This window comes from Bradyrhizobium sp. Rc2d (assembly GCF_900099855.1).
Lineage (GTDB): Bacteria > Pseudomonadota > Alphaproteobacteria > Rhizobiales > Xanthobacteraceae > Bradyrhizobium.
Map to the genome: position 1 here is coordinate 123,398 of NZ_FNCU01000018.1, position 25,424 is coordinate 148,821.

The 25,424-nt window shown below is 65.2% G+C and carries 25 protein-coding genes; 15 read left to right on the forward strand and 10 right to left on the reverse strand.

From position 1 onward, the window contains the following. The first annotated feature begins 105 nt into the window (after positions 1–105). Genes BLV07_RS22805 through BLV07_RS22815 form a run of 3 tightly spaced genes read left to right on the forward strand, consistent with a single transcriptional unit; the run spans position 106 to position 3,143 of the window. Complete coding sequence (locus BLV07_RS22805; RefSeq protein ID WP_091889713.1) at positions 106–1,305, forward strand: mandelate racemase/muconate lactonizing enzyme family protein; 1,200 nt, start codon at positions 106–108, stop codon at positions 1,303–1,305. A gap of 11 nt (positions 1,306–1,316) precedes the next feature. Beyond that, complete coding sequence (locus BLV07_RS22810; protein ID WP_091889715.1) at positions 1,317–2,084, forward strand: glucose 1-dehydrogenase; 768 nt, start codon at positions 1,317–1,319, stop codon at positions 2,082–2,084. A gap of 27 nt (positions 2,085–2,111) precedes the next feature. Then, positions 2,112–3,143 (forward strand): L-idonate 5-dehydrogenase, encoded by a 1,032-nt coding sequence (locus tag BLV07_RS22815; RefSeq protein ID WP_091889717.1) that lies wholly within the window; start codon positions 2,112–2,114, stop codon positions 3,141–3,143. Positions 3,144–3,249: 106 nt separating this feature from the next. On the opposite strand, the gene BLV07_RS22820 is transcribed toward BLV07_RS22815, so the two are convergent. Then, a complete protein-coding gene (locus BLV07_RS22820) occupies positions 3,250–4,107 on the reverse strand; it encodes a DUF3280 domain-containing protein (RefSeq protein WP_091889718.1) in 858 nt (285 codons plus the stop codon). Between the two features lie 194 nt (positions 4,108–4,301). On the opposite strand from BLV07_RS22820, the gene BLV07_RS22825 reads away from it, so the two are divergent. Together BLV07_RS22825 and BLV07_RS22830 are read left to right on the forward strand one after the other, a co-directional pair. Continuing rightward, complete coding sequence (locus BLV07_RS22825) at positions 4,302–5,684, forward strand: sensor histidine kinase (protein WP_091889720.1); 1,383 nt, start codon at positions 4,302–4,304, stop codon at positions 5,682–5,684. Then, the gene (locus BLV07_RS22830) at positions 5,681–6,343 is read left to right on the forward strand and encodes a response regulator (RefSeq protein WP_091889722.1); all 663 of its coding nucleotides are present in this window, start codon (positions 5,681–5,683) and stop codon (positions 6,341–6,343) included. Before BLV07_RS22825 ends, BLV07_RS22830 begins: the two co-directional genes overlap by 4 nt. A 17-nt stretch (positions 6,344–6,360) precedes the next feature. Here the strand turns inward: BLV07_RS22830 and BLV07_RS22835 are convergent, their stop codons facing one another. Then, on the reverse strand, positions 6,361–7,344 hold the full coding sequence (locus BLV07_RS22835; RefSeq protein WP_176945698.1) for a VOC family protein: 984 nt from the start codon (positions 7,342–7,344) through the stop codon (positions 6,361–6,363). 144 nt (positions 7,345–7,488) lie between these two features. Here BLV07_RS22835 and BLV07_RS22840 point away from each other — a divergent pair, with 144 nt between their 5' ends. Beyond that, positions 7,489–8,280 carry a DNA-binding transcriptional regulator gene (locus BLV07_RS22840; RefSeq protein ID WP_091889724.1) on the forward strand — a complete coding sequence of 264 codons (792 nt, stop codon included), beginning with the start codon at positions 7,489–7,491 and terminating at the stop codon, positions 8,278–8,280. A gap of 316 nt (positions 8,281–8,596) precedes the next feature. On the opposite strand, the gene BLV07_RS22850 is transcribed toward BLV07_RS22840, so the two are convergent. Continuing rightward, positions 8,597–9,259 carry a TetR/AcrR family transcriptional regulator gene (locus BLV07_RS22850; protein WP_244551184.1) on the reverse strand — a complete coding sequence of 221 codons (663 nt, stop codon included), beginning with the start codon at positions 9,257–9,259 and terminating at the stop codon, positions 8,597–8,599. Positions 9,260–9,436: 177 nt separating this feature from the next. Between BLV07_RS22850 and mhpA the strand changes: the two genes are divergently transcribed. From mhpA to BLV07_RS22865, 3 genes are read left to right on the forward strand one after another with little or no spacing between them, the layout of a single operon-like run. Further along, positions 9,437–10,945: a bifunctional 3-(3-hydroxy-phenyl)propionate/3-hydroxycinnamic acid hydroxylase MhpA gene (mhpA, locus tag BLV07_RS22855; RefSeq protein ID WP_091889728.1), complete on the forward strand. Its 1,509-nt coding sequence runs from the start codon at positions 9,437–9,439 to the stop codon at positions 10,943–10,945. 22 nt (positions 10,946–10,967) lie between these two features. After that, on the forward strand, positions 10,968–11,825 hold the full coding sequence (locus tag BLV07_RS22860; RefSeq protein ID WP_091889730.1) for a fumarylacetoacetate hydrolase family protein: 858 nt from the start codon (positions 10,968–10,970) through the stop codon (positions 11,823–11,825). A gap of 40 nt (positions 11,826–11,865) precedes the next feature. Further along, a complete protein-coding gene (locus BLV07_RS22865; RefSeq protein WP_091889732.1) occupies positions 11,866–13,077 on the forward strand; it encodes an ABC transporter substrate-binding protein in 1,212 nt (403 codons plus the stop codon). A 3-nt stretch (positions 13,078–13,080) separates the two neighbouring features. On the opposite strand, the gene BLV07_RS22870 is transcribed toward BLV07_RS22865, so the two are convergent. Continuing rightward, complete coding sequence (locus BLV07_RS22870) at positions 13,081–13,923, reverse strand: hypothetical protein (protein ID WP_176945699.1); 843 nt, start codon at positions 13,921–13,923, stop codon at positions 13,081–13,083. Positions 13,924–14,122: 199 nt separating this feature from the next. Between BLV07_RS22870 and BLV07_RS22875 the strand changes: the two genes are divergently transcribed. Both BLV07_RS22875 and BLV07_RS22880 read left to right on the forward strand, forming a co-directional pair. Further along, entirely contained in the window at positions 14,123–15,004 is an 882-nt protein-coding gene (locus tag BLV07_RS22875) for an IclR family transcriptional regulator (protein WP_091889736.1), read from the forward strand. A gap of 36 nt (positions 15,005–15,040) precedes the next feature. Next, a complete protein-coding gene (locus BLV07_RS22880) occupies positions 15,041–16,015 on the forward strand; it encodes a Bug family tripartite tricarboxylate transporter substrate binding protein (RefSeq protein WP_091889738.1) in 975 nt (324 codons plus the stop codon). A gap of 15 nt (positions 16,016–16,030) precedes the next feature. Here BLV07_RS22880 and BLV07_RS22885 read toward each other — a convergent pair whose 3' ends face one another. From BLV07_RS22885 to BLV07_RS22895, 3 genes are all read right to left on the reverse strand, one after another. Continuing rightward, positions 16,031–16,297, reverse strand: a complete 267-nt coding sequence (locus BLV07_RS22885; protein WP_091889877.1) for a hypothetical protein — start codon at positions 16,295–16,297, stop codon at positions 16,031–16,033. Positions 16,298–16,722: 425 nt separating this feature from the next. Further along, the gene (locus BLV07_RS22890; protein WP_176945700.1) at positions 16,723–17,214 is read right to left on the reverse strand and encodes an SRPBCC family protein; all 492 of its coding nucleotides are present in this window, start codon (positions 17,212–17,214) and stop codon (positions 16,723–16,725) included. After that, positions 17,214–17,603, reverse strand: a complete 390-nt coding sequence (locus BLV07_RS22895; protein WP_091889742.1) for an ArsR/SmtB family transcription factor — start codon at positions 17,601–17,603, stop codon at positions 17,214–17,216. The genes BLV07_RS22890 and BLV07_RS22895 overlap by 1 nt, the downstream gene beginning before the upstream one ends. Positions 17,604–17,884: 281 nt before the next feature. Between BLV07_RS22895 and BLV07_RS22900 the strand changes: the two genes are divergently transcribed. Next, a complete protein-coding gene (locus tag BLV07_RS22900) occupies positions 17,885–18,940 on the forward strand; it encodes a serine hydrolase (protein ID WP_176945701.1) in 1,056 nt (351 codons plus the stop codon). Between the two features lie 8 nt (positions 18,941–18,948). Here BLV07_RS22900 and BLV07_RS22905 read toward each other — a convergent pair whose 3' ends face one another. Further along, positions 18,949–19,650, reverse strand: coding sequence for an SDR family oxidoreductase (locus tag BLV07_RS22905; RefSeq protein ID WP_091889746.1), 702 nt, complete (start codon positions 19,648–19,650; stop codon positions 18,949–18,951). A gap of 108 nt (positions 19,651–19,758) precedes the next feature. Here BLV07_RS22905 and BLV07_RS22910 point away from each other — a divergent pair, with 108 nt between their 5' ends. Further along, positions 19,759–20,601 carry a GNAT family N-acetyltransferase gene (locus tag BLV07_RS22910; protein ID WP_091889748.1) on the forward strand — a complete coding sequence of 281 codons (843 nt, stop codon included), beginning with the start codon at positions 19,759–19,761 and terminating at the stop codon, positions 20,599–20,601. Between the two features lies 1 nt (position 20,602). Here BLV07_RS22910 and BLV07_RS22915 read toward each other — a convergent pair whose 3' ends face one another. Continuing rightward, positions 20,603–21,049 (reverse strand): hypothetical protein, encoded by a 447-nt coding sequence (locus tag BLV07_RS22915; protein WP_176945702.1) that lies wholly within the window; start codon positions 21,047–21,049, stop codon positions 20,603–20,605. A gap of 283 nt (positions 21,050–21,332) precedes the next feature. Between BLV07_RS22915 and BLV07_RS22920 the strand changes: the two genes are divergently transcribed. Together BLV07_RS22920 and BLV07_RS22935 are read left to right on the forward strand one after the other, a co-directional pair. Beyond that, positions 21,333–21,611, forward strand: a complete 279-nt coding sequence (locus tag BLV07_RS22920) for a hypothetical protein (protein ID WP_091889749.1) — start codon at positions 21,333–21,335, stop codon at positions 21,609–21,611. A gap of 1,239 nt (positions 21,612–22,850) precedes the next feature. Next, positions 22,851–24,704 (forward strand): alkaline phosphatase family protein, encoded by a 1,854-nt coding sequence (locus BLV07_RS22935; protein ID WP_091889753.1) that lies wholly within the window; start codon positions 22,851–22,853, stop codon positions 24,702–24,704. A 55-nt stretch (positions 24,705–24,759) separates the two neighbouring features. Here BLV07_RS22935 and BLV07_RS22940 read toward each other — a convergent pair whose 3' ends face one another. Beyond that, positions 24,760–25,332 (reverse strand): hypothetical protein, encoded by a 573-nt coding sequence (locus tag BLV07_RS22940; RefSeq protein ID WP_091889754.1) that lies wholly within the window; start codon positions 25,330–25,332, stop codon positions 24,760–24,762. Positions 25,333–25,424: the final 92 nt, after the last annotated feature.

Here is a 25,424-nt window from a genome sequence, read left to right on the forward strand (position 1 = left end):
GATATATTACAAGCGGGCGTAATACTGGCACCGGCCCGCCGGCAATGGCGGCGCAGAAATGACAAACAAAGCGGGCGCTATGGGCCCGACGGGAGGATTGTTGCCGTGAAGATCACGTCGATCGAGACCCTGCGCACCGAGGAGTTCTCCAACGTCATCTGGGTGCGCATCCACACCGATACCGGCGTGATCGGGCTCGGCGAGACCTTCTACGGCGCGGGCGCGGTCGAGGCACAGATCCACGACACCTTTGCCGGCCGCCTGCTCGGCCGCAATCCCCTGCACATCGAAGCCATCCACCGCGACATGCTGAACCTGCCGATGGCACAGTCATCCACCGGCGTCGAATATCGCGCAGCGTCTGCGATCGACATCGCGCTGTGGGACCTTTTCGGCAAGGTCTGCGGCCAGCCGGTGCACCAGATGCTCGGCGGTCTCTGCCGCGACAAGCAGCGCATCTACAACACCTGCGCCGGCACGCAATATGTCCGCTCGACCAATATCAGCCCGGTCGCGAACTGGAATCTCGGCGCCTCCAAGGGGCCTTACGAGGATCTCGACGGCTTCATGCATCGCGCCGACGCTCTCGCAGAGAGCCTTCTGGAAAGCGGCATCTCCGCGATGAAGATCTGGCCGTTCGATCCGGCGGCCCAGGAGAACAAGGGCCTCTACATCACCGCCGCGCAGATGAAGCAGGCGATCGAACCGTTCGAGAAGATCCGTAAAGCGGTCGGCGACAAGATGGAGATCATGGTCGAGCTCCACTCGCTGTGGAATCTGCCGACCGCCAAGCAGATCGCGCGCGCGCTCGAGCCCTACAAGCCGACCTGGTACGAGGACCCGATCCGCATGAACTCGCCGCAGGCGCTGGCCGAATATGCGCGCTCGACCGACGTCTGGGTCTGCGCCAGCGAGACCCTCGGCTCGCGCTTTCCCTACAAGGATATGCTCGACCGCGACGCCATGCACGTGGTGATGGCGGATTTGTGCTGGACCGGCGGCCTCACCGAAGGTCGCAAGATTGCGGCGATGGCGGAGACCTACCACCGGCCCTTCGCACCGCATGACTGCATCGGCCCGATCGGCTTCATCGCCGCCATCCACATGTCGTTCAGCCAGCCCAACACGCTGATCCAGGAATCGGTGCGCGCCTTCTACAAGGGCTGGTACAATGAGCTCGTCACCACCATGCCCACGATCAAGGACGGTTTTGTCTATCCGATGGAAGGCCCCGGCCTCGGCGTCGATCTTCTGCCCGCCGTATTCGACCGCTCCGATCTGATCGTACGCCGCTCCAACGTCTAAGGATTCCTAAGATGAGCACCGCCCTCTTCGACCTTTCCGGCCGCACCGCGCTGGTGACGGGCTCCTCCCGCGGCCTCGGCCGCGCCATTGCCGAAGGCATGGCCAAGGCCGGCGCCAAAATCATCGTCAACGGCGTCGATCCCAAGCGCGTCGAGCAGGCCGTCGCCGAGTTTCGCAATGCCGGTCACCAGGCCGAAGGCGCCGCGTTCAACGTCACCGACGAGCCCGCGATCGTCGCCGCCTTCAACGATTTCGACAGACAAGGCCTCGCCGTCGACATCGTCGTCAACAATGCCGGCATCCAGCACCGCAAGCCGCTGGTCGAATTCACCACCGACGAATGGCGCAAGGTGATCGAGACCAACCTCACCAGCGCCTTCGTGATCGGCCGCGAGGCGGCCAAGCGCATGATCCCGCGCAAGCACGGCAAGATCATCAATATCGGCTCGCTCGGCAGCGAGCTCGCGCGCCCGACCATCGCGCCCTACACCGCCGCCAAGGGCGGCATCAAGAATCTAACCCGCTCGATGGCAGTGGAATGGGCCCAGCACGGCATTCAGGCCAATGCGATCGGCCCCGGCTACATGCTGACCGACATGAACGAGGCGCTGGTCAACAACACCGATTTCAACACTTGGCTGATGGGCCGCATCCCGTCGAAACGTTGGGGCAAGCCGGATGAGCTGGTCGGCGCGGCGATCTTCCTGGCCTCCGACGCTTCGACTTACGTCAATGGCCAGATCATCTATGTCGACGGCGGCATGATCGCCGCGATGTGACCCGCGAACTGCTGAAGGACCAGGCCCATGCGCGCCGTCGTCATCCACGCCCCGAAAGATCTGCGGATCGATAGCTATCCCGATTCGGAGCCCGGCCCGGGCGAAGTCCGCGTCAAGATCGCCAATGGCGGCATCTGCGGCTCCGATCTGCACTACTACCATCACGGCGGCTTCGGCGTGGTCCGCATCCAGCAGCCGATGGCGCTGGGGCATGAGATCGCCGGCGTGGTCGCGTCCGTCGGTGACGGCGTCACCAGCGTCAAGCCGGGCTCGCGCGTCGCGGTCAATCCGAGCAAGCCGTGCGGCCAGTGCCTGCATTGCCAAGAAGGCATGCGCAACCAGTGCCTCGACATGCGCTTCCTCGGCAGCGCGATGCGCTTTCCCCATGTGCAGGGCGGCTTTCGCGAGTTCATCACGGTCGACGCGACGCAAGCCGTGCCGATCGCCGACAAGCTCTCGCTGACGGAAGCTGCAGTGGCCGAACCGCTGGCCGTGTGCCTGCATGCCGGCAAGCAGGCCGGCCCCCTGCTCGGCAAGCGCGTGCTGATCACCGGCTGCGGCCCGATCGGCGCGCTGATGATCCTGGTCGCGCGCTTCGGCGGTGCCGCCGAGATCGTGGTGACCGATGTCGCGGACGCGCCGCTCGCGGTCGCAAAGAAGCTCGGCGCCACCCACGCCATCAATGTCGCGACCAACGCCATTGCGCTCGATCCCTGGCGCGCCGGCAAGGGCGTGTTCGACACCCTGTTCGAAGCCTCGGGCAACCAGGCTGCACTCCGCACCGCGCTCGACGTGCTGCGGCCAGGCGCAACGCTGGTGCAGCTCGGCCTCGGCGGTGAGATGACGCTGCCGATCAACAGCATCGTCGCCAAGGAATTGCAGCTCCGCGGCACCTTCCGCTTTGATCCCGAGTTCGAGCTCGCGGTGCGGCTGATGGGCGAAGGCCTGATCGACGTCAAGCCGCTGATCACGGCCACCATGCCGTTCGAGAACGCGGTCGCCGCCTTCGAGCTCGCCAGCGACCGCGCACAGTCGATGAAGGTGCAGCTGACGTTCTGAAGCGCGATGAGGCTTAAGTGAATCAAGGCGGGCCCCAGAGCTCAGATCACCTCTCCCCGTTGGGGAGAGGTGAAGCAAGCACCGCCGATCGACTACAACGAGCGCGCTAGTGGCTCTCGATCAGTCGGTCGCTGACCAGCCGCACGGCGCCGCGCTTCCAGGAATAGTCCGCGCCGAGGCGCAAGCCGCTGTCGCCGCGGGCCAGCACCGCGCCGGTCCTGGCATCGCGAACCTGGAAGCCGAGCGTGTATTCGGTGCGGCTGACACGCCGCACCACGCCGATCAGCGATTGATCCGCGCCGAGCTTTTGTGCGATCGCCGCCTCGCAGCCGCCGCAGTCGCGCAAGGCGCGCGCCTTCGCCGCCTCGCCGCCGACATCGACGATGCGATAGCGGCCGGATTGGCCGAGCATATCGCGCACACCGCCGGTGACCTCGGCCAGGTACGAGGCGTCCGAAGCGGCCGAGGCGGTCGCGGAAGCGGCCGTCATGTCCTCGAGCTCGAAGTCGAACACGGCAAGCGCGACCGGCGCTTGCGTGCCGAGCGCGGCCATGACCTCGCGGGACACGAAGATCTCGGCGCGCTCCCATGATTCATCATTGTCGCCGCGGAACGTGTAGAGCTTGTCCATCACCAGCTTCTTGGCGCCGACATCGATCACGGCGACCTTGGCCCATTGCACCAGCGTGCTGGTCTTCTGGATGCCGCCGATGACCTTGAACGCCGCACCGTCCTGGGCGGACGGCACCAGCCGATAGCGCCGGTCCGCGCCGATATCCCGTCTGAGCGTGGCCATGAACGCCGATAGCCGCCGCTCGTGGGCGGCGGTCTGGTTGGCCGGCTCAGCCGACGTATCGGTATAGCTGAAATCGTCCATGGCAACGCCAATGGCAGGCTCGGCATCGGCCCGCGAAGAAAGGACGAAGAGGAGAAAAGCAGACAGAATCAACCGGGAGCGGTGCATGAACGGGCCTCGTGGGATGGAGCGGCCCCGCAAATCTGGACGGGTCGCCTGAGACCATGCAGCCGTGGCTGTCCCGACGAGCGCCGGGAAAATTTCACGACGTTGCACTGCGGCAGAGCGGGAACGCTTCCCGCCGCTTGCGTTCTGCCGTTTAATGCGGGAGCGACAAACCCGTTCGCACCAGGTACCCGCCGATGTGGAATCGCCCGAGGTTCGATCTCAAGGTCCGTCTGACGTTGCGCGTGGCCGCCGTATCGGCCGCCTGCTTCGCCGCGATCTCCGCCTATTTCCTTGTTACCGCCGACAGCGCCGCGCATGCGCGCATCGACGGTATCGCCGCCATCGTGGCCAAGACATTGGAGCTGCAACAGGGCAAGATCCAGTGGGTGGCCAGCCCGCGCTCCGACTTTCCGAACCTTGACCCGGTTTCGGCCCATGTGATGACGCCCGGCCTGTGTCTTGGATTCCGCAGCGCGAGCGGCGACATGCTCCAGCGTTTCTGCAGTGGCGCGCCTGCCCCGGCGAGCCCGCCGCCACAAGCCTTCGCCGCCTTCTATCGCAGCCTGTTCGACCCCGGCCGCGAGGCGGCGCGGCCCGTGATCGTGCGCGGAACGAAGCTCGGCGAGACTGTGGTCTCGGTCGACCCGGCCGTGCAGACGGCAGAGGCCTGGCACGAGGCCGGCCGCCTGATGATCGCGCTTGCGATCGCGCTGCCGCTGCTCTGCGCGCTGGTCTATGCCGCACTCGCCCGCGCCCTGCGCCCCACCCGCATGATCGGCAACGGCCTCGAGCGGATCGCCGCTGGCGACCTCACCACACGGCTGCCGCCCTTCGATCTCGCCGAGCTCTCCGCCATCCGCGATGTCTTCAACCATCTCGCCGAAAGCCTCGACATCGCGCTCGCCGAGCGCAGCGAGCTGACTCGGAAACTGATCGCGCTCCAGGACGAGGAGCGGCGCCATCTCGCGCGCGAGCTGCATGACGAGTTCGGCCAGTCGCTCGCCGCAATCCGCGCGCTTGCCGCGTCCGCCCGCCAGACTGCGGCGCAGGACTGCCCCGATTTGCTGGGAGAGTGCGACAGCATCGCCCGCACCGCGACCGGCATGATGGAGACGCTGCGCGGCGCACTTTTCCGGTTGCGGCCGCCCGATGTCGACGAGCTCGGCCTTGTCGCGAGCCTCGAAGGCCTGGTCTCGGGGTGGAACGGCCGCAGCCGCGGCCAGACCCGCTTCGATATCCGGTTCGAGGGCACCTTCGAGAGCGTGCCCGCCTCCGTCAGTGCCAATCTCTATCGCATCGTGCAGGAGGCGCTCACCAACGCGGCCAAGCACGCCGGCGCAACGAAGGTCAGCCTGCATCTGACGATGGCCGAAGGTGAGATCGCGCTCGCGATCGAGGACGACGGCCGGCCGAACGAGGCGGCCGTCAAATCCGGCATGGGCCTGCTCGGAATGCGCGAGCGCGTCGCCGCGCTTCGCGGCCGGCTGAGCTTTGAGACCGGTCCCCATGGCTCGGCATTGCGCGTGTTCATTCCGCTCGCGGCCGCCGAGCGGCAGGCGCTGGGGCACGCGGCATGAGCGCGGCTGACGCGACCATCTTGCTGGTCGACGACCATTCCGTCGTCCGCGAGGGCTATCGCTCCGTGCTCCAGAAGCAGCCGGGCTTGCGCGTCGTCGCCGAGGCGGCCGACGGTGCGGAAGCCTACCGGCTGTACAAATCCGAGGCGCCCGACCTCGTCATCATGGACCTCAGCATGCCCGGCATCGGCGGCATCGAGGCCGTCAGGCGGATCCGGCAATGGGACAAGGGCGCACGGATCCTGGTCTTTACCATGCACGAGAATGCCGGCTTTGCCGTGCAGGCGATCCGCGCCGGTGCGAGGGGTTACGTCACCAAGACCAATCCGCCCGAGACGCTGGTGCGCGCGGTGAAGGATGTGCTCGCCGGCAAGATCGCCATCAGCCCCGACATCGACCACGAGCTTGCTCTCAGCCGTATCAGCGGCGAGAGTTCGGCCGCCGACGTGCTCACACCGCGCGAATTCGAGGTGCTGCGGCTGCTGCTCGCCGAGAACACGACGGAGGAGATCGCCGAGACGCTGCATGTCAGCCCGAAGACGGTGGCAAACCTGCACTCGCTGATCAAGGACAAGCTCGGCGTCGGCTCCGACATCGAGCTGGTGCGGCTGGCACTCCGCCAGGGACTCTTGACGGAGGTCGATCTCGGCGAGGCCTGACGCTGCGTGGCCGCGGATCATTCGCGTGCGATCACCGAATCCAGCCACGCGCAGTTGAGCGGCGGCACGCGCGGGTCGGCGACGCGCACGCCACGCGCCGCCGCATCGAGTCGCATATCGCGCAGTCGCTTGCGCTGCTCTTCGGGCATATGGAGCCGCTCGTGACCCCACAGCGACGGGCCGTCAAAGGTCTCGTGCGGCTGCCAGGTCTCGGGATCGATCACGCGCCCGCCCCAGCCATATTCGATGAAGAAGCCCGACGGGGTATTCACGTAGAACGAGGTCATGTGATCGTTGGTGTGCCGCCCCAGCGTATAGGCAACGCGGCCGTCGTCCATCTGCGCGAGGTCATAGCCCTGTCCGACATCGTCGAGACTGCCGAGCTCGACCATGAAATGGTGCAGCGCCTTGCGCCCGGAGCCGACCATCGCAAAGGAGTGGTGGCGGCCGTTGACGTGGAAGAAATAGAGCCCGTAGGGTTTGAGGCCGAAGTCCGAGACCTGGAAGCCGAGCACGTCGCGATAGAACGGCAACAGCGGCTCGACGTCCTCGACATTGAGCACGACGTGTCCCATGCCGAGCGCGCCGGTGCGGAAACCCGAGATCGGTCGGCCCGGCCTGAACGGTTCGGTCGCAAGCTCCGGCTTGTAGAACGCCTCCAACCGGTTGCCGGCGGGATCGGCGAACGTGATTAGCTCGGTGACATGACGTTCGTCAGCCAGTGCGCGCGACCCGCGGACGACCTTGACGCCCTGTCCTTCAAGCCTGCCAGCGAGCTGGTCCAGTTCGGCGCCCGAGTGAACTTCCCAGCCCATCACCGCAAGTCCGGCATCGCTGCTGCCATCGACGATCAGGCGCTGCTTGCGGTCGTCCATGCGGAAGGCGCGCATCTTGCCGCCGCGGTCGACCTGCTGCATGCCGAGCAGCCTGGTCGCCATCCGGCTCCACGAGTCGAGCTGGGACGAATTGATCCCGATATAGCCGAGCGCGGTGATTTCCATCGACGTCCTCCCGAAGGCATCGCATGTGCCGCAGTGCGGCGAACTTGATACCGGCCGCGCGCGATCCTACGGTGAAGTCCCGCAATCGCTTCGCGTTCGCAACGATAATCGCGAGACCGTGCGCCACAAGGGAGGAAATACGAAGTGTCCAAGGAGCGGACGCGGAACGGCCAGCCCCGTCAGTCGGAAGGCGTTCGTGCCTTCAAGCGCGGACTGGACGTGCTGCAGGAGGTCAACCGCTCCGGCGGCATCCGCGCCGGCGACGTTGCGCGTGCGCTCGACCTGCCCCGCCCCACCGTCTATCGCCTGCTCGAAACGCTGGAGGAACTTGGCTATGTCGCGCGCAGCGCCAGCGACGACCGTTTTCGTGTGACCCGGCGGGCGCTGAGCCTCGGTGACGGCTATGATCCCGGCGTGGTGATCTGCCAGGCGGCAGCACCTTATCTCGCCGAACTCAGCAAGACGCTGGTCTGGCCGGTCGATCTCTCCACCTACGAGAACGCCGCGATGGTGGTGCAGGAAACGACCCATTCGCGCAGTCCCCTCTCGATCGACCGCGGCATGATCGGCAAGCGCCTGCCGATGCTGCGCACCTCCGCCGGCCGCGCCTATCTCGCCGCCTGCGCGCCACGCGAACGTGATCTGATCGTCAGTCATCTCCGCCGCATCGACGAAGCCGACGACCGCCCGTTCCTCGATGAGTGTCGCTTCACCCGCATGATCGCGGAGACTGCAAAGCGCGGCTATGCCGTTCGCAGTGAGGGCGAGTTCAACCCCAAGACCGCCTCGATTGCGGTGCCGATCGTCCGCGGCGACATCGTGTTCGGCTGCATCTCGATCATCTGGATCCGGTCAGCGCTTTCACTCGACGAAGCCATCGCGAGGTTTGTTGCGCCCTTGCGCGAAGCGGCGGCGGCCATCCCGGTCGAATTCTAGCGCGGCCGGGATCCGACATGCCGTTGCGGAGCCGAAGCCTCAACGGATGCATCAAAGACAGCGCGGCATTGCGGGCTGAGCTGACCTCGCTGAGCAGCCATGCAATCCCTGATCTGGGCGCGGTCGGGAACATAGGCGGCGCAAAGCCGAAGGGCGTCCCCCATGCAGGCTTGCCGCTGGACGGCCTCGCTCGGTCCGGACTGGGCAAGGGCCGGTGTGATCGTTGCACTCAGCAAAGCAAGAACAAGACGAAATTGCATGGGGGACTCTCACTCTCAGGTTGGACATTTGGCGAGGCTGGCGATGTCATCCAGCGTCATTGCGGAAGATGAAGAAACGTCGCGATGGTCGTCTCGATCAGCAGATCGCGAGAGGCTTCCGGGTCGATCTCGGGCGCAATCCGATTGAGCAGCATCGGAAAAGCAGGCGGCTGGTTCAGCGCAGCATTGAGAAGAGCAAAAAACAACGCCGGATGACGACTGCGAATGATACCTGCTTCAATGCCGGCGGAAAAAAGCTCACGAACCGTCGCATAGGCCGGATGTAGAAGTCGATCCGACACCAGCATGGCCCGCTCCGGCACTTCTGCGGCATGCCGGACAACGAAATCCCTGACGTCTGGATGCGCCGCATAGAAGGCGGCGATCTCACGGATCACCCCGCAAAGCCGTTCACCCAGCGAGCGCGTGGAATCACAAGCAATCTCCCGAACCCCGGCCATGGCAGGCAGTCCGATCGCCACGACTTGATCAAGGCAAGCCTCCCAGAGCGCGGCCTTGTTGCCGAAGTGAACGCGAACCAGGTTGGCACTGACATTGGCAGCCGCCGCGACGCTGCGCAGATCGGCGCCATCGAAACCATGACGGGCAAAGGCACGTGTGGCAGCGCCCAAAAGCGCTTGGCGGCCATCCGGCATATCCCTGCTCCGCCGCCCCCGCGGGCGGGACAGCGCAGCGGTCTTCTTCCTGGCCTTCGCCATGGTCTTCCTCATATATGTTCACATGTACATATACGTGATTGCCGCCTGTTGCAAGGGCCTATCCGCGCGCGGCTCACCCCAGTCGACATGTCGGGACCTGAACGCGTGTGTCCGCTGGACGGACACTCGGCGCGGGGACGTTGAAGCGGTCACCCGCCTGAGGACAAAGATCGCCCCATGCAAAATAACTCCGCCCCCGAAGAGTTTGACGTCGTCATCGTCGGTCGTGGTCCGGTCGGCGCCACGCTCGCCAACCTGCTCGGCCTGTGCGGCGTGCGCACGCTGGTGCTCGAGCGCGAGGCACGGACTTATCATTTGCCGCGCGCGGTGCATTTCGACGACGAATGCATGCGCGTGTTCCAGACCATTGGCCTTACCGACGCCATCCTGCCGCAAACCATCCTCAGCCCCGGGATGCTCTTCCTCGACGCCGATGGCCGCATGCTGCTGGACTGGTCGCGGCCGCAGACGCTCACCCCGATGGGCTGGAATCTGAGCTATCGCTTCCATCAGCCCGATCTGGAGGACGTGCTGATCGGCGGCCTCGCGCGATGGCCGCACGTAACCTTGCGCAATCGTTGCGATGTATTCGCACTGGATCAGGATCAGCATGGCGTGCGCGTCCGCTACGAGGACCTCTCCAACGGGAGGCTCAGCGAGGTCCGCGCCGGCTACGTGATCGGCTGCGACGGCGCCCGCTCGTTGGTGCGCCGCTTCATCGGCTCGGGGATGGACGACCTCGGCTTCCACGAGCGCTGGCTGGTGATCGACGTCCTGCTCAAGCGCGAGCGCGACGACCTCGGCGACTACAGCCTCCAGCATTGCGATCCGCGGCGGCCCGCAACTTACGTGCGCGGCACCGGCATGCGGCGGCGCTGGGAGATCACGGTTCTTGCCGATGAGGACTCCCAGGAGGTGGCGCAACCTGCCAAGGTCTGGGAGCTGCTGTCGCGCTGGATCACGCCGGATGATGCCGAAATCGAGCGCGCCGCGGTCTACACGTTTCATTCTGTCATCGCGCAGCGATGGCGCAGCGCTCGACTGCTGCTCGCCGGCGATTCCGCGCACCAGACACCACCATTCCTGGGCCAGGGCATGTGCGCCGGAATCCGCGATGCTGCAAACCTTGCCTGGAAGCTCAGCGCGATCATCCGCGGCAGCGCTGCAGCTGACCTCCTCGACACCTATCAGAGCGAACGCCAGCCGCATGTGCGCGAGTTCATCGAGCTCGCCATTCGCCTCGGCGGGGTCATCAACACCAAGGCGATCGAAGCCGGCCTTGCCGCAGGCAAAGCGCGCGAGAATGCGCCGGTCAGGCTGGAGGTGAAGAAGCCCCTGCTCGGCCCCGGCTTTGCGCTCGACGACCTGCCTCTCGCCGGACATCTCGCGCCGCAATTCACCTTGAGCGACGGTGGCCGCAGTGACGACCAGGTCGGCTACAGCCATGTGCTCCTCGTCGCGAGCGCGGCCACGTTGTCGTCATCTCTCAATCCTTCACAGGCAGGGATCAATATCCTGACCAGCGACGATGCAGAGGGCATCGGACTATGGCTTTGCGAGCACGGCATCACGGCCGCGCTCGTTCGTCCCGACCGTTATGTGCGCGGCACCGCCCGCAACGATGCCGAGCTCGACCGGCTTATCGCCGCCATCACGCCTCCAACCCACGTGCCATCCGCGGCCTGACCGAACTCTTCAAGGACACCTCATGAAGCTGCTTTCATTCTTCGCCGACGGTCGCGCCTCCTTCGGCGCCGTCAAGGACGGCGGCGTCGTCGATCTCGGTGCGCGCATGGCCGGCGACGGCTGCACCACGCTGCGCCGGCTGCTCGAAAAGGGCCATCTCGCCGAGGCCGCGAATCTCGCCGCCTCCGCTACGCCGGATCATGCGCTCGACAAGATCAGCTTCGCACCCGTCATCCCCGATCCCGGCAAGATCATCTGCGTCGGCCTGAATTATCGTGACCACGTCGCCGAGACCGGCCGCACCGTCACCGAGAAGCCGGCGCTGTTCGTCCGATTTCCCTGTAGCCAGGTCGGCCATCTCCAGCCCATTGTGAAGCCTGATGTCAGCGACGATTTCGATTACGAAGGCGAGCTCGCGCTCGTCATCGGCAAAAAAGGCCGCCACATCCGGGCGAGCAGCGCGCTCGACCATATCGCGGGCTATTCCTGCTACAACGAAGGCAGCGTCCGCGACTGGCAGCGCCACACCAGCCAGTTCCTCTCTGGCAAGACCTTTGCCGAGAGCGGCAGTTTTGGGCCTTGGCTGGTGACTGCGGACGAGATCGCCGATCCGTCGAAGCTCTCCTTGCAGACGCGGCTGAACGGCAACGTCGTGCAGGATACCACCACCGATCTCCTGATCACCGCCATCCCAGAGCTGATCGCCTACATCTCGACGATCTGCCCACTCGTGCCCGGCGACGTCATCGTCACGGGCACGCCCGGTGGCGTCGGTGCCAAGCGCACGCCGCCACTGTGGATGCGCCCCGGCGACACCGTCGAGGTCGAGATCTCCGGCATCGGAATCTTGCGCAACAACGTCATCGCCGAACCGGCCTGACCGCCAGCACCATCGATCAACGATAAAATCGGGAAACGCCATGGCCACAATCCGCACGACCTCCACCGCAATCCTGCTGTCCGCGCTGGCGCTTGCAGGCGCCACTGCGCGCGCCGAGATCAAAGGCGATGCGATCCGCATCGGCGTCCTCACCGACATGAACGGCATCTTCGCGACCGCCATGGGTCCCGGCTCGGTCGAGGCGGCGCGGATGGCCGCGGAGGAGTTCGGTGGCAAGATCAACGGCAAACCGATCGAGATCTTGCAGGCTGATCACCAGAACAAGCCGGACCTCGCCGCCTCCCTCGCGCGAAAGTGGTTCAGCGACGGCGTGCAGGCGATCGCCGACGGTGGCAGCTCCGGCGCCGCACTCGCGGTGCAGGAGCTGGTGCGCGGCAACGGCAAGATCTTTCTCGTCTCCGGCGCCGGCGCCAACCAGCTGACCGATGAAGCCTGCGCGCCGACCAGCGTGCAATGGACCCAGGATGCCTATTCCACGGCGACCGCGGTGGTCTCCGGTATCATGCGGACCAGCAAGGAGCCGTGGTTCTTCATCACGGGCGACTACGCTTTTGGCCATTCGATCGAGGCAACCGCGCGTGAGCGCATTGCTGCGCTTGGCGGCAGGGTCGCCGGCAGCGTCAAGGCGCAGCTCGGCACGCCCGACTACAGCTCGTTCCTGCTGCAGGCGCAGTCGTCGGGCGCAAAGATTCTCGCGATCAACGTCGCCGGCGACAACGCCACCGCGATCAAGCAGGCCGAGGAATTCGGGCTCGCCAGCCAAGGCATGAAGATCGTGCCGATGTCGTTTCAGAACGTCGACATCGAGGCGGTCGGGCTGAAGGCCACACGCGGCGATCTCATCGTCACCTCCTTCTTCGAGGACGTCTCGCCCGCCGCGCGGAAGTTCTCCGAGGCCTTCTATGCGCGCAGGAAAGCAATGCCCTCGCAGATCCAGGCCGGCGTCTATTCTGCCGTACGCCACTATCTGCAAGCCGTGAAAGACACCGGCTCGGACGACAGCGCCGCCGTGATGGCCAAGATGAAGGCAACTCCGGTATCGGATGCCTACACCCCCAACGGCCGTATCCGCGAGGACCAGCGCATGGTGCACGACCTCTATCTGGTGCAGGTCAAGACGCCGGAGGAATCCAGGGGTCCCTGGGATTTCGTCAAGCTGGTCGCAACGATTCCGCCGGACCAGGCTTTCCGTCCGCTCGACCGCAGCAAGTGCGGCCTGGTCGGCAAGTAACCGTCAGGCGAGATAGCGCGTGAGATAGCCTTCCATGGCGTAGAGCGCGCAAAGCGCGAGGCTCGACCACACCGCGGCGCTGAAATACAGGAACATCCAGGTCAGCTCGCCCTTCCAATGCGCGATGTCGTGGGTCACGACCCAGCGCGTCGCGACGTCGTGCAGGCCTTCGAGCAAGCCCAAGAACCTGCCGCCCTCGGCGTGCCCTGCCCGCCAGCGGCTGAGATACATCGGCACGTCGACGGTGACGAGGAAGGCGAGGAAGCAGGCGATGCCGACGATTCCGGCGATCAGCGCCCAGCGCACCGGCCCCTGGAATTCCGGCATCAGCCGGCACAGCGCGATGCCGGCGAGGAAGAAGGTCACCGCCCACAGCGAGTTCTCGATCGCGTTGTAGAGGAAGTTGGTGGTCACCACCGCGTACCAGGAGAAGCACTCCGCGATGATGATGATCGGCACGATCACGAGCGCGATGTTCACCGCGGTCTCCGCACCGGTCATATTCCCGAGCTGATGCAGGATGATCGCCCATTGCGCGGCAAAGCAGACTTCGGCCACGGTCGCAACCGTACGGCCGACGAACACGCTCGACAGCCAGGTATCGAACAGGCAGATGCGCTGCACGTCGGCGCGCGGCAGCACCGAACGGAAGGCGCAGCCGAACACATAGGCCGCGCACAGCAGGAACATCAGGCCGATATCCGAGCCGCCACTGACGCTGCCCGCAACGGTCGGGTAGAACTCGCGGTACAGCATGAACCAGACGAGGATGTTGGCAGCGCTGACCAGCGTCAGGGACCCCCACCACCACGCGAGGGGATTTGACCGTGCCTGCCACTGCAACATGAATCGCTCCGCTGTAATCGACCTGACATGTATTCGTAATAATCTTGTCACGAGAGACCAGGGAATCACGACAAAAATCTGTGTGCGGGGTCGCTTTCCGCGCATCTTTGGCCGGGTCAGAGCGTCCGCATAGTGGACGGCACCCGCACGTTCTCTGAATTTATTGGACAACAGGTCCCTTCGGGTTCATGAAACCCGGATGACCCGAGCCGTCTCCAAACCGACCCTCGCCTCCTCGACCGCCGCCGCGGTGCTGGCTTCGAGCACCGATGACGCCGCATTCGCGACGACGCTGGCGAAAGGCCTCGTGGTGCTCGAGGCCTTCAAGGCCGGGACGACGCTGCTCGGCAACATGGAGCTGTCGACACTGACCGGGATTCCGCGGCCGACGGTGGCGCGGTTGACGCACACGCTGGCCGAACTCGGCTATCTCCGCTACGACGCCGAGCGCGCGAAATATCGCGTCGGTGCGCGGGCGCTGCGCATGGTGCATCCGCTGCTCGCCGACATGCAATTTCGCCAGGTGGCGCGGCCCATGATGCAGGAGCTCGCGCAGAGTGTCCGCGGCACGGTGTCGATCGGCCTGCTCGATGCGACCTCGATGATCTATGTCGAGACCGCGCGCTCCGGCGACGTCGGCCCGCACGTCCCCGACATCGGCATGCCCATTCCCGTCGTGATGACCGCGATGGGCCGCGCCGCGGCGGCAACCTTGCCGCCGGCGGATGCGGACCGGCTCGAACGGCAGATCGCAGCCGAAGACGCCGCGCTGTGGTCCGCCTTCCGCGACAAATACCGGGCCGGAATCGCGCAATGCGCAAGCCGCGGCTTCTGCACCTGCTGGGGCGAGTACATCGCCTCGATCCACGCGGTCGCCGCGCCGCTGTTTCACGCGCGCGAAGCGAAGCAGTCGTTCTCGATCAATTGCGGCATCCCCGCGTTCCGGCTCCAACCGGGCCAGCTGGAGGGCGAGATCGGACCACGCATCACCGCGCTCGCCGACAGCATCCGCGCCATCGTCAAGGCGGCGGAGCCGGCAACCGAGACACGCAAGCAAAACAAGAAGGGCGCCAGGACATGAACAAGCAAGCTGGCGCCCCACGTCCGGGAGGCCATCATGACCATCACACGCCGAACATTGCTGGGCGCCCTTGCCGCATCCCTGTCGAGCCCGCCATTTTGCGCACGCGCTGAGGAGGCCTGGCCGTCACGCCTGGTGCGGCTGATCTCACCCTATGGACCCGGCGGCTCCAACGACATCTCGCTGCGTCTCCTGGCGGAGGAGTTCGGCCGCAGCCTGCATCAGCAGTTCATCGTCGAGAACAAGCCGGGCGCCGGCACGCGCATCGCCAACGATATGGTCGCGCATGCGCAGGGCGACGGTTACACACTGCTCTATGTCGCAGCCCCCTATGCCACCGCCGAAGCGCTGTTCGGCAAGCTGACCTACGCGCGAAAGGATCTGCAACCCGTGGCGATGGCGGTGATCGCGCCGCTGTTCTTGATCATCAGCGCGGACGCGCCGTTCAAGACGCTCCCCGAAATGATCGCCTATGGCAAATCGAAGCCCGACGGCCTCACCTTCGCTTCGCCCGGCGCCGGCTCGCAGCCGCACCTTGCCGGCGAGCTCCTGTTCCGGGACGCTGGCGTCAAGGGCCTCAACATCCCGTTCCGCGGCGACGCCGCTTCCTACACTGAGCTGCTCGCCGGCCGCGTCGACGCCACGCTGACCGCGCTGCCGACCGCCCTGCCCTACATCCAGAGCGGCAAGTTCATCGTGCTCGGCGTCGCCTCGCCCGAACGCAGCGCGCTCTACCCGCAGGCGCCGACCTTGCGCGAGCAAGGTTGTCCGAACGTGGCCGCCGCCGGCTGGTACGGCTTCATGGCGCCATCGACGACACCACGCGTGATCGTCGACAAGCTCCAGGCCGAGGTGCTGCACGCACTCGCCGAACCCGCAATCAAGGACAAGCTGACCGCGCAGGGCCTCGAAGTGCGCCCCGGCACCGCGGCCGAGTTTGGCCAATTCATCGACAACGAAACGCAGAAATGGACCAAGCTGATCCGCGACGCCGGCCTCAAGGGCGAATGACGATCGATGCGGCGCTCAGCGCCCTCCGGCACGGCGGCCACCGCTGCGGATGAGATCGTCGGATTCGTCGACGTGGTGCTGATATTCGGAGATCGCGCGATTGGCCATGCGGATCCGGTTCGTCTGCCCCTCCTCCACCATCACGGCGATACGCTGCGCCAGGAACACGCAGGCCTCGAATTCGTCGCGGATGGCGTCTGTGCGCACGAGAAAGTCCCAGGCAATGTCGTAGGCTTGCTCGGCGGCAGGGTTGCGGTAGTCGCTGAAGATAATGTGCATCATCATCGGCAAAGCCGGAGGGCCACTATCGTTCCTACCGGGCGGGCGCACAATCCGGTGTTCCGATTTTCGGACCGGGCGATTCGACGAGATCGCCGCGCCTTCACATCCACGAGCGCAGGAACGGTTGGCGACCCGCGTGATTGGTCCCCTCGTAAATCTTTGGGAGCAACAACATGCGTAAGACGATTCTGACGATCTTCACGGCCGCGATGCTGGCCGGCGCTTCAGTTGGCGCAGCTTCCGGCGGCACACCGCGTCGTTAGCGGGAGCAACGATCAGGCTCTTTCGAAATACGACCATGCGGCGCATGAGTGCGGCCTCGGCGAGCGCTCTTCCGCCGGGGCCGCATTCGTTTTTTTTGAACGCCTGAGGGATGAACTCAGAACGCGTTCAAGTGGCCGCGAGACATCTTTGCGAACGCGATCTCACCGCTTCATCCCGGCCACATACGCCGCCAGCTTGTCCAGCGTCTGGTAACCGTATTCGACGGCGCCGAATCCGATCATGCCATCGCGCTGCTCGGTGCTCGAGGCCAGCTGGCGCATCATCAACACGGTCTTGCCGTTGCTCTGCTCGGCAAAGGTGACGGTGAAGCGGAACATGCCGGGATCCTCGTCCTGGTCGACGCCGTGATCCATCTCCATCAGAGACGGCCGCTCAATGCGCCGGAAGCGCATGCGGTTCGGATAGACTGTGCCGTCGGGGCCGATCATGTTGAAGCGCCAGACGCCGCCAACGCGCACGTCGATCTCGAAGGTCTCGACCTTGAACCCTTTCGGCCCGAACCATTGCGGCAGATGCTTCGGGTCGGACCAGGCCTCGAACACGAGATCGCGCGGCGCGTCGATCACGCGCGACATCACGATCTCGCGGTCGAGCGACCATTGCGACAAGGCAGCATTGGCAGAATTCGTCATCACTCGGAACCTTTCCGTTTGGTTGTTCGGGACGGACGCTTGGCGGCCGCCCTCTCCTTCTCTTTCTTGAGCTTCATCACGTAGGCTTCGAACCGATCGAGCCGCGCCTCCCAGATCGCACGCTGCTGCTGGAACCAGTCTTCCGCGCTGAGCAGCGCATTCGGGCTGAGACGGCAGGTGCGCACGCGGCCGGATTTCTCCGACAGCACGAGCCCGCTCGTCTCCAGCACATGGATGTGTTTCATGAAGCTCGGCAGCGCCATGTCGAAGGGATCGGCGAGTTCGCCGACCGACGCCTCGCCCGCGCAAAGCCGCATCACGATCGCCCGCCGCGTGGGATCGGCGAGCGCGGAAAAAACCTGGTCGAGCCGAGACAATTGGTTAGCCATGAAGCTAACTATAGCGCCGCCACCACCCGGCGTCAATCATTGTTAGCTCATAGGCTAAGTGATTTTGTCGCGAGCCCACACGGGGGAACCCACAACGCGCAATCGTGAATTGGGGCGCGCGCTCGTTCACGTTAAGAGGGGCTCGGGGGCACATCATAGCTTGCGTCAGAGCCGTGCCGTCTATTGTCACCTCATCGCACCTCACCCGGCGAGCGGTTTGCCGGGCAGCGCTCGTTCCGCTCGCACTTGCCTGGTCCCGCCGCGCCTTGGCGGATTCCGACATGATCGCGCAGATGCGCGACATCGTCACGAACGAGCTGGCTCCGACCGCGACGCCGGACCATGCGGGCGGCCTTGCCGCCGCCCTCTATGCCGGACGCCATGTCGAGTTCTTCACTTACGGTCTTGCGGATGACGCCGCCAAACGGCCGGTGACGCCGGACACGCTGTTCAATCTCGCCTCCTTGCGCAAACCTTTCGAGGCGACCCTTGTGGCGCTCGGCGCGCTGCGCGGCGAGCTGCGGCTCGACGACCATTTGCCGACATACCTGCCGGAGTTGGACGGCGACTACATCCGCGACGTCACCGTCGGTGAGCTCGCCACGCACACCTCGGGGCTGTTGCTGCCGACCGACCATCCGCCCTGGCCTGACGAGCAGTTTACGCGCGACCAGTTCATCGCCATGCTGAACACCTTCGCGCCGCCGCCCGGCGTCGCACCCGGCCAGCAGCGCATCTACACCCATGCCGGCTACGTGCTGCTTCAGCTCGTGCTCGAGCGCCGCTACGGCGCTCCGATCGCGACCCTGATCGAACAGCGCATCCTTGGGCCGCTCGGCATGACCGCGACCTGCGTCCCCGAGCGCGGCGAAGACAACCGCGCCGTCATGGACGAGGCCTGGATGCGGCGCGCGGTCCAGGGCTATTCGGATCAAGGCATGGCGATCGGCCCGATCGGCAACCAGCAGAGCTATTTTGACTTTTCCGGCACCGGCCAGATGTTCTCCTCGGTGCGGGATCTCGCGAGCTTCGTTGCTGCCTGCGTCGACGGCCGCTCGGTCGATCCGCATTTGCGCGAGGCACTGCGGATGACGCAGCATGAGGCCTTCCGCGTCGATGAGAAGTTCGGACAAGGCATGGCCTGGGAGACCGTACGCCTGCCCGGCGTCACCGTCGTGGACAAGCCGGGCGGCCTCAACAACGCCTCCGGCTATATCGGCCTCGTGCCGGCGCGGCGGCTCGGCATCGTCCTGCTGGCCAATCGCGGCGAATATCCGCACGAGATCGCGCGCTACAAGATCCTGCCGGAACTGGCGCGGCTCGTCGCCTCACATTGAGGTGCTGCTCAAACCGAGCGCGTCAGCCCGCCGTCGACGCGGATGTTCTGGCCAGTGATGTAGGCCGCGCCGTCCGATGCGAGGAACGAGACCGTCGCCGCGATCTCCTCGACCTTGCCGTAGCGCTTCATCGGCACGTTGTCGCGGCGCGCGTCTAGCTGCGGCAGGCTGTCGATCCAGCCCGGCAGCACGTTGTTCATGCGGACATTGTCAGCGGCGTAGGTGTCCGTGAAGATTTTCGAGAAGGCGGCAAGGCCCGCCCGGAACACCGCCGAGGTCGGGAACATCGCGCTCGGCTCGAACGCCCAGGCGGTCGAGATGTTGATGATGGCGCCGCTCTTCTGCGCCTGCATCACCGGCGTCACCAGCCGGGTGGGACGGATCACGTTGAGCAGATACGTATCGAGGCCGGTATGCCATTGCTCGTCGGTGATCTCGGTGATCGGCGCGCGCGGCCCATGGCCCGCGCTGTTGACGAGCACGTCGATGCGTCCCCATTTGGCCAGCGCGCCGTCGACGAGACGCTTCAGATCGTCACTGGATTTGTTCGAACCGGTGACGCCGAAGCCGCCGAGCTCGGCGGCCAGGGCCTCGCCTTTGCCGGAGGACGATAGGATCGCGACGCAAAACCCGTCCGCTGCCAGCCGCCGCGCGGCCCCTGCCCCCATGCCGCTGCCGCCCGCAGTGACGAGTGCAACCTTCTCCGCCATGAGCGATTCATCCTCTGTGATATCGTTGAGGCGAGCCACAGGCCCAGCCTATCATGAGGCCTTCTACCGCCGGACCCGCCGTCAGGTCCACCGTCGAGAGCATCCGTCATGAGCGATTTGCAGATCCGCAATTTGCGTCCCGAGGAGATCGCCGTCGCCATCGACTGGGCCGCGGCGGAGGGTTGGAATCCGGGCCTGGCCGATGCTGCCTGCTTCGCGATCCCTGACGCGCAAGGTTTCTTCGTCGGCGAGATCGACGGCGAGCCGGTCGCGACCGTCTCCTGCGTCAATTACGATGACCGCTTCGCCTTCCTCGGCTTCTACATCGTGCGTGCAGACTTTCGCGGCAGCGGCCACGGCCTGCGCATCTGGAACGCGGCGATCGCGCATGCGGGCGCCCGCGTAATCGGGCTCGACGGCGTGGTCGCACAGCAGGACAATTACAGGAAATCGGGCTTCCAGCTTGCCTACGCCAATATCCGCTATGGCGGCATCGTGACCGCACCACCGAAACCGCCCGCCGAGGTCGTCGCCCTCGACAAGATCCCGTTTGCGCTTGTTGAAGCCGATGACGCCACCGTCTTCCCTGCCCCGCGAAGCGCCTTCCTGCGCGCCTGGATCAACACATCGGGCCATGTCGGCCGCGCGCTGCTCCGCGATGGCAAGCTTGCCGCCTGGGGCGTGATCCGGCCGTGCCGGACGGGCCACAAGATCGGCCCGCTCGTCGCCGACGATCGCACGGCGGCGGAAGCGATCGTGCAAGCTTTGCTGGCGAGCGCAGACGGCGGCGAGGTCTTTCTCGATGTCCCCGCCGTCAATCGCGAGGCCATCGCGCTCGCGGGCGAGCTCGGGCTCAAGCCGGTATTCGAGACGGCGCGGATGTACACCGGGCCGATCCCGCCGCTGCGCATCGACCGCGTCTTCGGCGTGACCAGCTTCGAGCTGGGCTAGTTCAGTAACAGCGCATGATGTTGACGGTGTGCTCGCCGCCGCCGCGGCCGGGCACCGTCACCTGCTCCGTCGGGCAGCTCGGCACATACGGCCGGTCGGAGGGCACGACGTTCGGCGGGAAGCGATGCGCCCAATCCCAGGGAACGTCATACGTATAGGTGTAGCGCACGTCATTGGAGAGCGGCTGCGCCGCCTCGCCGAAAGGCTGGCTGTACGTCGCGCCGTCGTAGAAGAACCCGCCCCCGCCCGGCCAGTAGACCCAGGGATTGCTGCGGCGGTGGAACCGGGCTCCCGGCCCGATCGGCGCACGCGCCATTGCGCCTGACGGCACGGCGGTGACGCCATGCGGCGCGGCGCCGCCGGGTCTGGCAAAACTGTCGTTGGGGCTAAGGAGCAGCGCGGCTGCGCTGAGCGAGGCGAATAGCGCCCCTTGTGATCTCGACATCATGATACGCACCAACTCGTTTGGCTTCGCAGGTAGCGGCTCCCCACCGCACGCTAGGCCGGGCTCTCGCCCGCCCGCAAACGTATAATTAATTATTGGTTAAGACACGGGATTAACGGGGAACATGGTGCGGCAGAACGCCCGGATTCCCGTCCCGTTTGCGCCACTTCGTTCCGCAGCGCGCGATTCATAACCAGTTGATCGGAGTTGATCGCTCCCGGCCAATACGTCCGGAACGCGCCCGCATTGCAACCGTTGGCCCCCGACACAAGCAAGGAGCACTCGAATGCAGAACAAGTCAAAACTCCTCTGCCTGGTCACGGCATCGCTCGTTGCAGGCGCTACAGCCGCATCGGCGCAGGGCTACTACGATTGGAACGGACCGCGCGTGGGTTGGGACGCGCCCGCCTACGAACCGGTTCAGCCGGGCGCGTACTATCCTGACGTCGCCGGACCGTATGGCGCGTACTACGGCACTCGCCATCCGACCCCGAGCTCGACGCAGGGCGATGTCGGCCCTGACGGCAACAACAACGGCACGCTGACCGGCGGCTATCGCTGGTAGCGACCGGGCTTCATTTGCACGACCCGCCGCCTTCATCGAGCGGCGGGTCGTTCTTTTGCGACCTACGTATTGTGAGCTGAAGAAGCGCCGTTGCCGCCGGCTGCGCGATAATGGCCGTAGCCCGGATGGAGCGCAGCGTAATCCGGGACCGCTGTGTCCGCACGGATGGAATCCCGGATTGCGCTGCGCTCCATCCGGGCTACAAGACCTTGCGTTGCCTGACGGGCAAAACACGCGAGCCGTGGGTCAACGCGCGCTGTCCAAAATATTCCGCTTTACCGAAATTCGGAAATAGCGTATGTGCCGCTGCAACCCGGCCCAAGGAAGAGGGGCGTATCGCGATCGTCACGAACGCGGGTCGGGCGGCGGTGGACGTGGACCACACCGGCGCGAAAGGCTTCGCAGGGCGGGCAACCGTGAGCGAACGCGTCACGCCAACGACAGGTGCGGTTCGCGTACGGCCAAATCGTGTCGTCCTGGCGCCCGGGGTCTGTGCGCCAAGTCTGGCGGTGATGTGGCGGCCCGACCGGGTCCGCAGCATCAGCCATCCGCAAGGCGACGGGGGCAATAGTGCATCGCTCCCCGGGGAGAGCACGACATAAGCCGTTCCAACCACTGCGCAGGGAAGGCCGGGATGTCTCCGGTTGCCCTGTTTCCCGCTATGCATTGAAGCACACGCAATCTGCTCTCGGCATGGCGGTCCATAGGAGCCAACCGGCTCCCGGTCTTCCCTGCGCCCTCTTTCAATTATGAGGGCAAGGCATCGAAGCAAAGCTCGGGCGAACCAGCCGCGAGGATGCGAAGCTGTGTCTGCAATCGAAATGCGAATGATGAGCGACCATGCCGCCTCAAACTCCGTCATTGCGAGGAGCCCTTGCGACGAAGCAATCCAGGACTGCCTCCGCCGAGGGATTCTGGATTGCTTCGCTGCGCTCGCAATGACGATGTTGAAGCAGCTGTGCACCAAACTGCGGTCTCGTGCCCCGGCTCTGCAGCGCAGCGCCTCTTCGGCGATGCGCTGCAGAGCCGGGGCCCATGCAACAGCGAAGCGCGCCGCCCTCCTAGGTCCCGGCTCGGCGCCGCAACGCCAAAAGCGTTGCAGCGCGTCCGGGATGCGCGAGTGCTCTGCCCTTCTTTGCACGCTTCTCCGCTCTTGTAACAAAACGGTCATGCAGCGAAACTAAACGAATCCGGGGCCGCGGTCAGCGGCCGAGCCGCCTCACCGCAGGGAGAGATTCGATGCGCCGTTCACTGGTGTTGCTGTCCGCCGGACTGACAGTCCTGTCCACCGGACTTGCCTCTGCCCAGAACAACACGCCCCGCAACCTGATCCTGTTCATTCCGGACGGTCTTCGCGCGCTGAAGGTCACACCGGAGACGGCGCCGGCCATGGCCGAGGTCCGCGACAAGGGCGTCAACTTCAAGAACCCGCATTCGCTCTTCCCGACCTTCACCATGGCCAACGGCTCGGCGATGTCGACCGGACACTATCTCGGCGATACCGGCGTGTTCTCCAACACGATCTGGACCAACTACACCTCCGGCCCCGCCGGCGACACGGTGGTCCCCTTCATCGAGAACGACGCCGTGCTCGGCGATATCGACGAGCATTTCAAGGGCAACTATCTGAACGAAGAGACTATCTTGAAGATGGCCCGCGCCAAGGGCCTCAGCACGGCGGCGATCGGCAAGGTCGGCCCGACCTACCAGTTCGACCACACCGACAAGCCCGAGAAGGCCGGTCTGCATTCGATCGTGTTCGACGATTCCACCGGCGGCAAGAACGGCGTGGCGCTCTCGGACGAGGTGAAGGACGCGCTGACCAAGGCCGGCCTGCCCACCGCCACGCCGCCGCGCGGTGACAATTCCAAGGCGGGCGATGCCAAGACGCCGGGCACCACGGTCGCCAACGTCGCGCAGCAGGCCTATTTCGCCGATGTCGCCACCAAGGTGGCGCTGCCGATGTTCAAGGCGCGCAACAAGCCGTTCGTGCTGGTGTTCTGGTCGCGCGACCCCGACGGCAGCCAGCACAATACCGGCGACAGCCTCAACCAGATCAAGCCCGGCATCAACGGCCCCACCTCGATGGCCGGCATCAAGAATGCCGACACCAACCTCGCCCAGCTCCGCAAGGCGCTCGACGAGCTCGGGCTAGCCGCCTCGACCAACATTATCGTTTCCGCCGACCACGGCTTCTCGACCATCTCCAAGGAGAGCAAGACCAGCGCCTCGGCCAAGGTCAGCTATGACGACACGCCGAAGGACTTTTTGCCGATGGGCTTCCTGGCGCTCGACCTTGCGAAAGCGCTCGACCTGCCGCTGTTCGACCCCAACGACAAGAATGCGAAGGTCGAGGGCAACAAGCATCCCAAGGCCGGCAACGGCGTGCTCGGCAAGGATCCGACCAAGCCCGATCTCGTCGTCGCCACCAATGGCGGCTCCGACCTGATCTATCTGCCGAGCAAGGATAAGAAGCTGGCGGCGAAGACGATCAAGGCGCTGCTCGAGCAGGACTACGTCTCCGGCCTGTTCGTCGAGGACTCGCTCGGCCGCTTCCCCGGCACCCTGCCGCTGTCGAGCATCAATCTGCGCGGCAAGTCGGCGACCCCGACGCCGTCGATCGTCGTCAACTTCCGCTCCTACGCCAGCGATTGCGGCGAGGCGCCGACCAACTGCTCGGTGCAGGTCGCAGACACCGTGCTGCGCCAAGGCCAGGGCATGCATGGCAGCTTCAGCCGCGGCGACACCATGAACTTCATGGCCGCCATCGGCCCGGACTTCAAAGCCGGCTACGTCGACGAAGTCCCGGTCAGCAACGCCGACGTCGGCATGACCGCTGCCCGGCTCATGGACCTGCGCGGCGCGCAGAATGGCGATCTCGTCGGCCGCGTGATGTCGGAGGCCATGCCCAACGGCACGGTGCCGAAGGCCTATGCCGGCACGCTGAAGTCCAAACCGGCCGAAGGTGGCCTGATGACCGTGCTGAACTTCCATCGCGTCGGCAGCCAGCGCTATTTCGATGCCGCCGGCTTCCCCGGCCGCACGCTCGGGCTCGAGGTGGAGGGCGGCAAACAAAAAACGGCTGGGAAGTAACCCCGCCGCTTCATCGCGTCCTCGATTGAGACGCGTAAATCTACATGCCCAAATCTTACATGCCGATGTCGAACACGTTCGGCAATTGGCCCGCCAGAGGCAGCGCGGTGGCGCCCAGGAAGGTCGCCACCATCGCCATCAGGCGACGGTTGTTGTGGCGCTTGCCGCGCATCTGCCCGGCGATCCACTCCAGCATCTCACTGTTGACCTTGGAGGCATAGGACGGCGCCCAGCTCTCGATCTCGGTGTCGGCCGACAGCGCGACGCTGCGCGGCGGCACCTTCAGACCCGAGGCGCTGGCGGCATAATGGGCGACGGCCTTGGCGAGCAGGTCGTCGAACCGGCCACCGTCGGTGCGCTCGGTCGCGGCCTCATTGATCTCGAACAGCACTTCGGCTTCAGTGCGGCTGATCGGCTGGTCGTTGACGGCGGTGGCGGTCAGGATGCGTACGCACCAGGCGGTGTCATCGGCATCGAGCGAACGGGAGAAATGCACCCTTCCCTTGGTGGTCGGGCCTTCCCCCGTGATCACGCCGTCGCGCACGATGCTCAGTGCATGGGCCGCGGTATCGCGGCAGGACGGTTCGAGGGACGACGACTCGGTAGGCTTAGGCGCAGCGGCAGACATAGTTCACTTCCAGATTTCTTCTGATCGGCCAGCATTTTCATGCCGACGTAAAGGGGTGGTTAACGATTCGATACGGGGATCGCGACTTTTCT